The sequence below is a fragment of the Kitasatospora sp. NPDC005856 genome (assembly GCF_040629945.1).
Taxonomy (GTDB): Bacteria; Actinomycetota; Actinomycetes; order Streptomycetales; family Streptomycetaceae; genus Kitasatospora.
In genome coordinates, this window is the sequence record NZ_JBEXWT010000091.1 from 23973 (window position 1) to 36997 (window position 13025).

The following is a 13025-nucleotide window of genomic DNA, read 5'->3' on the forward strand; positions in this document are numbered from 1 at the left end:
GGTTCAGCGCGGCGCCGGGGGCCAGGGGGTGGCGGTGGGGGTGAGGGTGGAGAGGGAGTGGCGCAGGCGGCGGACGGTGGGGTGGTGGGGGCCGTCGCGGCGTTCGCGGTCGAGGAGGAGGGGGAGCAGCCACTGCCAGGCGTTCTGCGGGTCGCCGGCGGCCGCGAGGTGGAGGCCGATGCGCTCGCGGAGGTCGTAGGCCCGCTCGGGGTCGGTGTCCAGGCCCGATTCGAGGCGGGCGGTGTGGGCGGTCAGGAGGACCTGGTACTCGGCGAGGGCTTCGGAGCCGTGGCCGAGCCGGTCGAGGCAGATGGCGGCGCGGTAGCGGTGGTCGAGTCCCTGGGGGCCGTGCGGGCCGCCGTCGGCGGTGGCGGCGAGACGGCGGTACTCGGGGAGGGCCTGCTGGGGGTGGCCCTCGTGCAGGAGGGTGCGGGCGTAGATGGTGCGGATGGTGCGCACCAGGGGCGCGGTTTCGCCGAGTTCGGCCTCGGCCCGGGGCAGCAGGCGGGCGGCGAGGCCGAGCACGTCGGCGTGGCGGCCGGCGTCGACCAGGTCGGAGAGCCGGGCGCACTCGGCGCCGAGGTCCGGACAGCCGGGGACGGGCGGCGGTGTCGGCGGGGCGGGCGGCATGAGGAAGGGCCGCGGCTCGGAACGGACCACGGGCACCGGGGCGGCCGCCACGGCCGCCGGCTGCGGCTGGTGCGGGTAGCGGAAGGGGCGGGCCGGGTCCGGCAGCGGGGTGTAGCGGGGCTGCGGGCCACCGTCGGCCGGGGGCAGCAGCGGGAGCAGCCGCGCGTACACGGCCTGGGCGTCGGCGGGACGGTCGGCGGGCTGCTTGGCGAGCAGGTCGAGCACCAGCTGTTCCAGCGGATGCGGCACCTCGGGGCGCAACTCCCGCAGCGGGACGGGCGGTTCGTCGACGTGCCGGCGCAGGACACCGAGCGCGGTCGGGGCCCGGAACGGCTCCTCACCGGCCAGCATCTCGTGCAGCAGGCAGCCGAGCGCGTAGAGGTCGCTGCGCGGGTCGGTGGTGGCGGCGAGGGCCTGTTCGGGGGCCATGTAGGAGGGGCTGCCGACGGGCACGCCGGTGAGGGTCAGCCGGGTGGTCTCGGTGTCGAGGGCGGTGGCGATGCCGAGGTCGAGCAGGACGGTGCGGCCGTCCTCGCGGACCATGACGTTGCTCGGCTTGAGGTCGCGGTGGACCACCGGGATGGCGTGGACGGCGGCCAGCGCGCCGCACAGCTGGGCGGCGACGGCCGCCGCGCGTTCGATCGGGAGGGGCGCGTCCTCGGCGATGAGGTCGGCCAGGCTGACCCCGGGGATGCGCTGCATGACGAGGTAGAGCTCGCCCTCGTCCTCGCCCGCGTCGAAGACGGTGACCAGCCCGGGGTGGTCGAGCGCGGCCGTGACCCGCCACTCGCGCAGGAAACGGCGGCGCAACTCGTCGCTGTGGCGGGCCCGTTCGCCTCCGGCGCCGGCCCCGCCGGGGAGCAGGTGCTCGGGGCGGAGCAGCTTGACCGCGACCGCGCGCTGCAGCCGTTCGTCCTGGCCGGCCCAGACCTGGCCCATGCCGCCGTGACCGATCTTCTCGGTGAGCCGGTAGCGGCCGGCGATCAGCCGGGCGGCCGTCACGGCCGGTCCTCGCGGGCCTGGCGGCGCAGCAACTCGCCCAGCTCGCGCAGGTCGTGGGCGGTCTCGGGGGCCGGGTGAGCCGTGGGCGCCGGGGGCAGCGGGGGCGTCGGGTGAGCCGTGGGCGCAGGGAACGCAGGGGACGCAGGGGACGCAGGGGCGATCTGGATGGTCCGGGCGGTCGGCGGCGGGGTGGGAGCGCCGTACCCGGGCGTGGTCGCCGCGTACGACGAGGCGTACGGCGCCACGACGTGCGGCGGCGCGGACGGCTGTGCCGCCTGCGGCGCCGGAGGCCCGGCCAGCCAGACCGCGCGGCTGTCCATCACCAGGAAGTGCGCCGTCGGCAGGAGCCACAGCACGGCCAGCGTGATCTGGCCGGTGGTGTCGGCGGTCGGGTTCTTCAGGGTGCCCGCGACCCCGGCCGAGACGATCATGGCGAGCAGCAGCGCGCAGAACACCGCGGCGCCGAGGATGTCGTACGCCCGCCGGCGCCGGACCGCCAGCAGCAGCGAGGGGACGGCCCCGAGCAGGCCGAAGCTGACCAGCGGGGCCAGCGCGCACAACACCCGCGCGGCCACCCCGAACCGTCCGGGAATCGGAGCCGGCCCGGCTGCCGTCGCCGGCGCGGGCGGCGAGTCCGGCGCGTACCCCTGCCCGGGCCCCGGCCCGTACGGCGCTCCGCCGGGCGGCGGTCCGAACTGCCCGGGGTACTGCCCTGACATGCGCGCTCCTGAGCTGGTGAGGACCGGCACCGAGGGCGGTGCGACCGGTTGCGCCCACCGTACCGCCCGGCCCGGCCGCTCCGGAGGGCTTCCGTCCGGACGCTGCCGCATCGGTATCCCGCCGGTACCCCGCCGCTACTGACCCGGGGTCACCTCCCGGGGCGCCCGCCCTGGACCCTGCCGGGTCGAACCGCCGCCCAACCGCCGCGAGACCGCCGGACGGGCCTCAGTTCGGCGGCGTCAGGGTGCCGGTCGCCAGGGCGTCGGTGGCGGCCTGGGCGAGGCTGCGGCCGAGGGTGGCGGCCTGAGCCAAGGCGGTGTCGAAGGCGGCGAGGCGGGCGAAGGCGGCGCCGAGGCGCTGCTGGGCGGGGAGCGGGAGGCGGGGCAGTTCGACGCGGCGGATGTCGAGGCGGGCGGTGGTGGTGGCGTGGCTGGCGGCGCGCCGGGTGCCCGCGGTGGAGCGGAACTGGCCGGCCAGGAATTCGGGGTCGAGGGCGGCCGGATCGGACCGCAGGAGGTGGAGCTGGCGGCCGAGGGCGGCGCCGACCAGCGGGCCCTCGGCGGGGACGACGCGGGCGGTGCCACCGCCGAGGGCGGGGACCAGGACGTCGCCGGGGCGGGTGCGGACGTCCCCGGCCGGGCCGGGCCCGGTGGCCAGGACGGCGCTGGGCGCGGAGCCGGTGGCGAGGTCCTGGTCGGTGACGACGGGGGTGCCGCCCGATCCGGCCCCGGCCGACCGGGTGGCGGCGCCGGTGCCGGAGGAGTACACCTCCAGCGCGCCGCCGCGGACCAGCTCGCCGATGGTGACCGACCCGACCGGCGCCGCGCCCGATGCCCCGCCGGACGCCCCGCCGGGCTGCGGCAGCAGCGTGACCGGGTCCGGCAGCCCGGCCAGCAGCTCGGCCAGCCGGCCGCCGAGGTGGGAGAGTTCGGCCGCGCCGCCGAGCGGGGTGGCGGGCGGCACGTGCCGGGCCGGGGAGAGGTCGGTCTCGTCGTCGAGCAGGTCGATGGCGGCCATCGTCCGGTGGACGCCGGGGCGGTCGGCGGGGACCGGCAGGCCCTCGCGCGCGGCGAGGTCGAAGCCGCGCCAGGCGTCCAGGACGGTGCGGCGCAGTTCGGTCCAGTCGACCCTGTCCCGGCCGCCCTCGGCGGCCGGCGCCCCGGCGGCGCCGCCCGGACCGGAGTGCGCCGCCCCGGCGTCGAGCAGCAGCACCTGGCGGAAGTCGCTGCCCGGCTCGGGTGCGCGCAGCACCCACAGGTGCAGCGGGACGCCGTACGGCGGGGCGGCTCCGGCCGGCAGCGCGATGACGGCTCGCAGCGCGCCGGAGCGGAGCAGTTCGGCCCGGACGCGGCGGCCGGCCCGGCGGGCGGCGACGGTCGGCGGGAGCAGCAGGGCGGCGAGGCCGCCGGGGCGGGTGTGCGCCAGGCAGTGCAGTACCCAGGCGAGTTCGGACTCGCCGCGCGGCGGGACGAGTCCGCCGGGCCAGCGGGTGTCGAACTGCAGCTCGTCGTGGCCCCAGTCGCGCTCGTTGTACGGGGGCTGGCAGAGCACGGCCTCGAAGGTGTCGCCGGGGAAGCCGTCGGCGCGCAGGGCGTCGCCGGCCCGCAGGTCGAGCGGGAGCGGGCCGGGCTCGTCGGCGGGGGTGTGCAGGGCGATCCGGAGCCGGGCGAGGGCGGCGGTGACCGGGTCGGCGTCCTGGCCGTAGCGGCCGGTGGTCGGCGGGTGGGCGAGCAGGACGGAGCCGAGGCCGACGGCCGGGTCGAGCACGGTGGCGGGGACGCCGGCGACGGCGGCGAGCAGTTCGGCGGCCTCCGGCGGGGTGGGGCTGAGCTGCCGGGTGTTGGCCTCGGCGTACCGGGTGAGCAGTTGCTCGTACGCGCCGACCGGTCCCGCCTGCGCGGCGAGTTCGGCGAGCAGCCGGGCGAGGTCCAGCTGGGTGCTGCCGAGCAGGCCGGGCAGGCCGAGGGTGCGGGCGCCGTCCGGGCCGAAGGCGTGCACGGCGGTGCCGGCGACGGCCCGGGGCAGTGCGAGGGCGAGCCGGGTGTCCGGTCGGTCGGCGAGCCCGGCCCACTGGTCGGGCTCGCGGTGCAGCAGCAGGAGCAGGGCGCCCGCCTCGACCAGCGGGGCGGCGGGGTGGCCGGCCGGGTCGCGGAGGGTGTCGACGAGCTGCCAGACCCGCTCCAGCAGCGGGAGTTCGGCGATCTTGCCCTGGGCGCGCAGCCAGGACTCGACCTCGGCGAGCGCGAAGGCCGGGCTGGCGTCGGTGCCGCCGACCGGGCGCGGGAAGTCGGGGTGGCGGCGGCGCCAGTTGCTCACGGCGGCCCGGCCGACGCCGGCCAGCCGGGCGATCTCGGCGGCGGTCACTTCGGGACGGTCCGGCACGGGGGCTCCTCGGATGGGCTGTGACCTCACAGCATAGTCACGCACGCCAAGATCGGAGTTCACATGTGAACAGAGCTCTTTTGTGAAATCCCATTGACATGGTTCACGGCCGGGTGGTGTGATCTCTTCGTCGCCACCGAGAGGGGGCGGCACCCGGAAGACCACCGCTTCCGGAAGGCCACTGATCCACTGGGAGATGCCCGTGTCCGCCACCACCACCCGCCGCCGCACCGCCGCCCTGCTGCTGGGCGCCGCCCTGGTCACGCTCAGCGCGACGGCCTGCGACTCCACCACCGGCGGCTCCTCCGTCTCCACCGACCCCAAGCAGACCGCCGCCGCCCCCGCGCCGGGCGCCGCCACCGGCTCCGAGGCCGCCAAGCCCGCCGGGAGCAAGCCGGCCGACGCCCCCCAGGTCGCGAAGGTCGGCGACACGATCGCGCTCAAGGGCAACGACCCGGCCGACACCGCCGACGTGACGCTGGTGAAGGTGGTCGACAACGCCGAGGGCGAGGACGAGTTCACCCACCCGGCCGACGGCAAGCGCTTCGTCGCGGTCCAGTTCCGGATCAAGGCGAGCGGCAAGAAGGCCTACGGCGACGTCCCGGGCAACAGCGCCAAGGTGGTCGACGCCCAGGGCCAGGCCTTCAGCACGACGATCGCGGACACCAAGGCCGGCCCGAGCTTCCAGGTCCCCGCCAACATCGCGCCCGGCGAGAGCGCCCTCGGCTTCGTCACCTTCGAGGTCCCGAAGGACGCCAAGCTCGACAAGGCCCAGTTCGGCCTCGACAGCGGCTTCGCCCCGCAGACCGGCCAGTGGAAGCTCGGCTGAAACGCCCCTCCTCTCGGCTGACGCCCGCGCCCCTCAGCCGACACTTCTGTTCACAGTCGGTCTGCCACGGCACCCGCGTCAACGACAGCCGGCGCCCGTCCACACGAAACGGCGGCCCCGGGGCAGAGCCCGAGACCGCCGTGAACCGCCCCGGAGGGCGGACACCCTCCGGATTCCTACTTCTTCGACCCCGCCAGGTCGTCGAACATGGCCGACAGGAACTCGGTGCACCAGCCCAGCAGTTCCCGACCGACCAGCGGCTTGCCGCCGATCCGCCCGGTGCTCGGGCGCGGCACCAGCAGCTGCTGGGCCGCCGCCTTCACCTGGCTGCGCGGGTAGAGCCGGTTCAGCCGCAGCTGCTGGGACTCCCGCAGCTCCACCGGTCCGAAGCGGACGTTGGAGCCCTGGAGGGTGATGTCCGAGATCCCGCACCGCCGGGCGTACAGCCGCAGCGCCGCGACCAGCAGCAGGTTCTCCACCGGCTCGGGCAGCTTGCCGTAGCGGTCCACCAGCTCGTCCCGGACCTGCTGGATGTCCTCCTCCGAGTTGACCGCCGCGATCGAGCGGTACGCCTGCAGCCGCAGCCGCTCGCCGGGCGCGTAGTCGTGCGGCACGTGGGCGTCGACCGGCAGCTCGATCTTCACCTCCAGCGGCTCCTCCTCCGGCTCCCCGCCGCCCGCCAGCGACTCCCGGAACTCGGCCACCGCCTCGCCGACCATCCGCATGTAGAGGTCGAAGCCGACGCCCGCGATGTGCCCGGACTGCTCGCCGCCGAGCAGGTTGCCCGCGCCGCGGATCTCCAGGTCCTTCATCGCGACGTACATGCCGGCGCCCATCTCGGTGTGCTGGGCGATGGTGGCCAGCCGCTCGTGAGCGGTCTCGGTGAGCGGCTTCTCCGGCGGGTACAGCATGTACGCGTAGCCGCGCTCGCGGCCTCGCCCGACCCGGCCGCGCAGCTGGTGCAGCTGGGAGAGGCCGAAGGTGTCGCCGCGCTCCACGATCAGGGTGTTGGCGTTGGAGATGTCGATGCCGGACTCCACGATCGTGGTCGACACCAGGACGTCGAACTCCTTCTCCCAGAAGTCGACGACGACCTTCTCCAACTGGGTCTCGCCCATCTGCCCGTGCGCGGTGGCGACCCGCGCCTCGGGCACCAGGTCCTTCAGCCGGGCGGCCGCCTTGTCGATCGACTCCACCCGGTTGTGGATGTAGAACACCTGGCCCTCGCGCAGGAGTTCACGCCGGATCGCGGCCGAGATCTGCTTCTCGTCGTACGGCCCGACGAAGGTCAGCACCGGGTGCCGCTCCTCCGGCGGGGTGGTGATGGTGGACATCTCGCGGATGCCGGTGACCGCCATCTCCAGGGTGCGCGGGATCGGGGTCGCGGACATGGTGAGCACGTCCACGTTGGCGCGCAGCTTCTTCAGCTGCTCCTTGTGCTCGACGCCGAAGCGCTGCTCCTCGTCCACGATGACCAGGCCGAGGTCCTTGAACCTGGTCTCGGAGGAGAACAGCCGGTGGGTGCCGATGACGACGTCCACCGAGCCCTCGAACAGCCCCTCCAGGACGGCCTTGGCCTCGCTGTCGGTCTGGAAGCGGGACAGCGCCTTCACCGTGACGGGGAAGTTGGCGTAGCGCTCGGCGAAGGTGGAGAAGTGCTGCTGCACCAGCAGCGTGGTCGGCACCAGGACCGCCACCTGCTTGCCGTCCTGCACGGCCTTGAACGCGGCGCGCACGGCGATCTCGGTCTTGCCGTAGCCGACGTCGCCGCAGATCAGCCGGTCCATCGGGACGGACTTCTCCATGTCCGCCTTGACCTCGGCGATGGTGGTCAGCTGGTCCGGCGTCTCCGCGTACGGGAAGGCGTCCTCCAGTTCCCGCTGCCACGGGGTGTCCGGACCGAAGGTGTGGCCGGGGGCGGCCATCCGCGCCGAGTAGAGCTTGATCAGGTCGGCGGCGATCTCCTTGACCGCCTTCTTGGCCCGCTGCTTGGTCTTCGCCCAGTCCGCGCCGCCGAGCCGGTGCAGCGTCGGGGCCTCGCCGCCGACGTACTTGGTGACCTGGTCGAGCTGGTCGGTCGGCACGAACAGGCGGTCGCCGGGGTGGCCGCGCTTGGCCGGGGCGTACTCCAGCACCAGGTACTCACGGGTGGCGCCCTGGACGGTGCGCTGCACCATCTCGACGTACCTGCCGACGCCGTGCGCCTCGTGGACGACGTAGTCGCCGGCCACCAGCGCCAGCGGGTCGATCGCGTTGCGGCGGCGCGAGGGCATCCGGCGCATGTCCTTGGTGGAGGACTTCTGGCCGGACAGGTCGGTCTCGGTGATGACCGTGAGCTTCAGGTTCTCGTCGACGAAGCCGTGCTCGATCGAGCCGCAGGAGACGTGCACGACGTCCCGGGTGGGCGCCTCGGCGAGGTCGGCGACCAGGCGGGCCGGGATGCCCTCGTTGCCCAGCACCTCGGCGAGCCGGGAGGCCGGGCCGTGGCCCTCGGTCACCATGACGACCCGCCAGTCGGCGGCCAGCCGCTCCTTGGCGTCGGCGATCGCCCGGGCGGTGTCGCCCCGGTAGGCCTCGACGGCGTGCATGCCGAGGGTCAGGGTGTTGGCGTCGAACTCCAGGATGCCGTCGACGGTCGACTCGCTGGTCGCGAACGGGCTGACGGACCACCAGGGCAGGCCGATCTCGTCGGCGTGCCCGCGCACGTCGGCGAGCGAGCGCAGCGAGGCCGCGGAGACGTCGATGGCCTCCAGGTCGATCGGCCGGTCCCCGCCGGCCGCGGCCGCGACCCAGGAGGCGTGCAGGAACTCCTGGCTGGTCGCCACCAGGTCGGCGGCCCGGGTGCGGACCCGCTCCGGGTCGCAGACCACCGCTACGGAGCCGAGCGGCAGCACGTCCAGCAGCAGCTCCATGTCGTCCACCAGCACCGGCGCCAGCGACTCCATGCCCTCGACCGCGATGCCCTCGGCGATCTTGTCCAGGATCTCGGCCAGCCCGGGGTGCTCGACGGCCAGCTCGGCGGCGCGGGCCCGCACCTCCTCGGTGAGCAGCAGCTCCCGGCAGGGCGGCGCCCACAGGCCGTGCTCGGCGATCTCCAGCGAGCGCTGGTCGGCGACCTTGAAGTAGCGGACCTCCTCGACCTCGTCGCCCCAGAACTCCACCCGCAGCGGGTGTTCCTCGGTCGGCGGGAAGACGTCCAGGATGCCGCCGCGGACGGCGAACTCGCCGCGCTTCTCGACCAGTTCGACGCGAGCGTAGGCGGCGGCGGACAGCCGGCGGGCCACCTCCTCCAGGTCGTACGACTCACCGCGCCGGACGGCCACCGGTTCCAGCTCGGCCAGCCCCTTGACCTGCGGCTGGAGCACCGAGCGGACGGGGGCGACCACCACCTGGACCGGCCCGGCCGCCGGGTCGTCCGCCCGCGGGTGCACGATCCGGCGCAGCACGGCCAGTCGGCGCCCGACGGTGTCGGAGCGTGGCGACAGCCGCTCGTGCGGCAGGGTCTCCCAGGCCGGGAACTCGGCGACGGCGTCGACGGGCAGCAGGGAGCGCAGCGAGGCCGCGAGGTCCTCGGCCTCGCGGCCGGTCGCGGTGACGGCGAGCACCGGGCGGCCCCGTTCCCCGGCGGCCTGCCCGGCGAGCGCGCGGGCCAGCGCGGCGATGGCGAACGGCCGGGCGGCGGGCGGCCCGACCAGGTCCAGGTGGCGGCGTCCACCGGCCGCGGCTCCGGGGGCGGTGGCCGCCTCGATCGCCTCGGCGAGCGCCGCGTCCCGCGCGACGACATCGAGCAGTCCGGTCAGACTCATCTGGGGTCTCTTCTTCGTCCCGTGGCTGGTGCTGCCCCGGGGCGGCGAAGGCCCGCCGGGGCAACGCGAACGGCCCGGCACGCCGAGCGGCCGGGGGTCTCCAGCCTACGCCGCGGCAGGGACACGCACGTGGTCCACGGCTTCGGCGGCGCCGAGCCGGGGCCGGGCCGGGACCGCACCGGGGCCGCGCCGGCGGCCCGGACGGGGACCGGACACGGACCGAACGCGAACCCGAAGGCGGGTCGACGCGGGCCGGAAAGGGTCAGCGGCGCGGTCCCGGCCCGGCCACCCCCACGGATTGTCAGGAACACATCTGGGAACGAACGACTGGACGGAACACCGGACGACCGGTGGACGAACCATCCGGGAGCCGCCCCCGTCCGGGCACGGCCATCCGCCACGAACTGGACATATTCCTGTCACTGGCCGTCCATGGAGATCGCGCACCATGGTGAACGTGCCCGCCGCACCCAACCGTGGGGGATGGCTGTGGGGGCACTGTCGCACCCCCGATGGGGGTCGGAGGTGCGAGGCCGGGCGGCCCTGGGTGGGGGCGCCCGCCCAAGCGCCGGGAACCGTGGCGCCCTTTCCTGGAGGGCGCCACGGGTCTCGGCCTCTTTCGTTCCCCGGCGCCTACCCCGCGTTCCCCGAGGCCTACCCCGCCGGCCGCCGGCCCATCCCCGAGCCCCGCCCGTCTTCCCGAGCCCACATTTTTCCGAGCCCACTTTCCGAGCCCACTTTCGCGGCTCGCGCGGACGAGGGCCCGGGCCCGGCCAGCACGGTCGGCACGGCCGGCACGGCGAAGGCCCCCGGAAACCGCCCTCGACGGTCTTCCAGGGGCCTTCGCGACGCCGGTCCGCCGGTCAGCGCCGGCGGTAGCTCACCGTGTGGGGGGTCGCGTAGCCGCTGCCGTCGTCCACGATGATGATCTTCGGAACGATCCGGGTCTCGGCCTCCGACGGCCCCTCGTCGCCCTTCCCGGCAGCACCGTTTCCGTCGGCACCGTTTCCGGCAGCGGCCGCCCCATCGGCCGCCTTCCCGTCGGCCGCCTTCCCGTCGCCCACCGTCTCCCCGGCGGGCGGCGAGGCCGGCTTCGGCGGCACCGGGCCGGTCGCCACGGACCCGCCGATGGCCCTGGTGGCACTGCTTCCGACCACCGGCGTCCGCATCACGGTCGTCGACTTCTCCTGGACGGAGGCCTTGGCCCCGGCGGGAGCCGCGGGAGCCAGGGCCTTGCGCAGGTTCGCCACCGGGATCTCCCCGGTGTCCGCCTCCGAGTCCACCGGCGACGCGTCGACGACGGCGTCCGCGACCGCCTCCCGCGGAGCGGGGGGCGCGGGGGGTGCGGCGGCCTCGGCGGCCTCGGCGGCCTCGGCGGAGTCCCGGGGGGCCCGGGCGGCCGCGACGGCGGCGGCCGCCGCCCCGGGCTCGATCTGGCCGACCGCCGCCCCGGTGAGCGAGGCCAGCGTCCCCTTGATGTGGTCCAGGTGCTGCTGCACCGTCTCCAGCCGGGTGTCGAACTCGCGCTGCTCCTGCTCGCTCGCCGCGTTGATCTTCTCGGCCTCCCGGCGGGCCTGCTCGATCAGCTGGTCGGCCTTGGCCTGGGCGTCCGTCTCCAGCTGCTTGATCCGGTTCAGCACGGTCTCCCGCTGCTGCTCCGCCTCCTTGACCTTGCGCTCGGCGGTCGCCGAGACCTCGGAGTCCTCGGCGTCGGCCGCGGCCTGGGCGGCGGCGAAGGTCTCGTCGGCCTTGCGGCGCCGGGCGGCCAGGTCGGCCTCGGCCTGCTCACTGGCCTCGGCGGCGGCCACCCGTACCTTGGCGGCGTAGGCGGTGGCGGCGTCCCGGGCGGCGCGGCTCTCCCGGTCGGCGTCGGACCGGATGCCCTCGGCCTCGGCCCGGGTCCGCTCCTCGGTGCGGCGGGCGGCCGCGTCGGCGTCGGTGCGGGTCGTGGCGGCGTACTCCTTGGCGGCGCCGGCGGCGGCCTGCCCGGCGTCGTAGACCTCGTCCCGCAGGTCCTCGGCGAAGCGCTCGGCCTTCTCCCGGACGGCGCGCGCCTCGTTCTCGGCCATCGCGGCGAGCCCGGCGGCCTGCTCGCTGAGCACCTGGTAGTCGGGCTCCGGGGCCTCCGCGGCGGCCCGGCGGATGTCGGCCAGCCGGGCCTCCATCTGCCGGATCCCGGCGCCCAGGACGCTCAGCCGTTCCCACCCCTCGTCGCGCTGCGCCGTCAGGGCAGCGAGGGCTCGGTCGACCTGCTCGGGCGCGTAGCCACGGCGGGCCTGGGTGAAGCCGTACTGGGGGACGGCGTCGCTCATGGGCTCTTCCCCTCATTTCGCGGGCTGCGGAGCCCATGATCGGACGGAACGGACGGATCCGGAACCGGTTCGGAGGCCTGGGCCGGATTCCATCGTCGTACGGACCGGAATGTGTCGAGGACGGGACGAATAGACCCATCCTCTTGACCTATTTTGCGCAGATCTGGGCGAAACCCCAACGAGGCGCAGCTTCGCAGGCACGCCGGAGGGGCCGTTCCGGACACCGGAACGGCCCCTCCCACCTGCGAGGACCCGGAACGGTCCGCTACAGCAGGCCGTCCCAGAACTGCTCCAGCAGCACGGCCCACCAGGTGTCCGCGTTCTGCAGGGCCGCCGGGTCGATCGCGGCGAGCTGGGCCTGGAAGTCGGTCGTCCAGCGACCGGCCTGGTCCGGCGTCAGCCCGTACCGCAGCCGCCACATCCGGCCCAGCAGGGCCAGCGAGCGGACGAACTCCGGTACACCGCTGTTGACGAACCGGGGCGCCTGGCCGGTTCCCTCGATGTCCACGGCCACCACGTGCGCGGTGCCGTACTGGACGCACAGCTGCCGACCGTAGTCGTTGCCCAGCACCAGGTAACCGCCGAAGTCCGGGCCCGTGGGCAGGCCGCGCTCGGCGGCCAGCTCGGCGAGCGTCGGGATCGGTCGGCCCTCCTGCGCCTGCGCCCAGAAGAACGGCCCGAAGTCGCGCGGCAGCCCGGCCCACATCAGGGTCTGGGAGACCGGCTCGGGCACGCCCTGGCGGGAGACGGCGCGTTGCTCGTAGCGGAACAGGTTCTGTCCGAAGGCGGCGCCGGTCTCCTGGGCGAGCTGCTGCGACGGGAGCGGCGGCAGCGCCTGGACCGTCCCGGGCGCGGGCAGCGGCACCCGGAACGGGCGGACCCGCTGGGCACCCGACGCCAGCTGGTGCAGCTCGTCCAGGTGGTCGAGCAGCTCGGCCATCCCGGCCTGCCGGGAGGCGTGGTCGCGGCCGTACGGGGCGGTGTGGGTGAGCCGGACGTTCGGCCAGGACGCGGCGATCATGCGGTTGCAGTAGCCGCCCGGCAGGTCGCACGACTCCAGCTCGGTGTAGAGCTCCAGCACCTGCTCCGGCGGCACGTTGAGCCGGCGCAGGTCCTGGAGGATCTTCCACTCCGGGTGCGGGGTGCCGGGCTCGCTGCGGTGCAGCAGCTTCTGCTCCGAGCCGTCCGGGCCCCGGTAGCTGAGCGCGGCGAAGTACCCCGGACCGACCACGGGCACGCCCGGGGGCACCGGCGCGGGCTGCGGCGCGGCCGACTGCGGCGCCGGCGGGACGACCCCGGCGGCACCGCCCGCGTTCGGGTAGCCGTAGCCGGCCGCGGGCGCGG

At 75.3% G+C, this 13025-nt stretch carries 7 protein-coding genes; 1 reads left to right on the forward strand and 6 read right to left on the reverse strand.

Translation table 11 applies throughout. The annotated features are described in order from the left end of the window. Positions 1-3: 3 nt before the first annotated feature. The 3 genes from ABZ449_RS34800 to ABZ449_RS34810 form a co-directional block, all read right to left on the reverse strand. Entirely contained in the window at positions 4-1632 is a 1629-nt protein-coding gene (locus tag ABZ449_RS34800) for a serine/threonine-protein kinase (RefSeq protein ID WP_360354099.1), read from the reverse strand. Continuing rightward, entirely contained in the window at positions 1629-2351 is a 723-nt protein-coding gene (locus ABZ449_RS34805; protein WP_360354101.1) for a hypothetical protein, read from the reverse strand. The genes ABZ449_RS34800 and ABZ449_RS34805 overlap by 4 nt, the downstream gene beginning before the upstream one ends. A 226-nt stretch (positions 2352-2577) precedes the next feature. Continuing rightward, positions 2578-4734, reverse strand: coding sequence for an N-6 DNA methylase (locus ABZ449_RS34810; protein WP_360354103.1), 2157 nt, complete (start codon positions 4732-4734; stop codon positions 2578-2580). Positions 4735-4936: 202 nt separating this feature from the next. On the opposite strand from ABZ449_RS34810, the gene ABZ449_RS34815 reads away from it, so the two are divergent. Beyond that, on the forward strand, positions 4937-5563 hold the full coding sequence (locus ABZ449_RS34815) for a DUF4352 domain-containing protein (RefSeq protein ID WP_360354104.1): 627 nt from the start codon (positions 4937-4939) through the stop codon (positions 5561-5563). A 176-nt stretch (positions 5564-5739) separates the two neighbouring features. On the opposite strand, the gene mfd is transcribed toward ABZ449_RS34815, so the two are convergent. The 3 genes from mfd to ABZ449_RS34830 all read right to left on the reverse strand — a co-directional run. Continuing rightward, positions 5740-9369 (reverse strand): transcription-repair coupling factor, encoded by a 3630-nt coding sequence (gene mfd / locus ABZ449_RS34820; RefSeq protein WP_360354106.1) that lies wholly within the window; start codon positions 9367-9369, stop codon positions 5740-5742. Between the two features lie 863 nt (positions 9370-10232). Further along, entirely contained in the window at positions 10233-11681 is a 1449-nt protein-coding gene (locus ABZ449_RS34825; RefSeq protein WP_360354108.1) for a hypothetical protein, read from the reverse strand. A gap of 265 nt (positions 11682-11946) precedes the next feature. Beyond that, positions 11947-13025 (reverse strand): SUKH-4 family immunity protein (locus ABZ449_RS34830; RefSeq protein WP_360354110.1); only part of this gene is annotated, 1079 nt, incomplete at its 5' end.

Excerpts from the sequence above, each read along its gene's own strand:
- ABZ449_RS34805 (WP_360354101.1), bottom strand. The coding sequence starts at position 2,351 with ATGTCAGGGCAGTACCCCGGGCAGTTCGGACCGCCGCCCGGCGGAGCG.
- mfd (WP_360354106.1), bottom strand. The coding sequence starts at position 9,369 with ATGAGTCTGACCGGACTGCTCGATGTCGTCGCGCGGGACGCGGCGCTC.
- ABZ449_RS34825 (WP_360354108.1), bottom strand. The coding sequence starts at position 11,681 with ATGAGCGACGCCGTCCCCCAGTACGGCTTCACCCAGGCCCGCCGTGGC.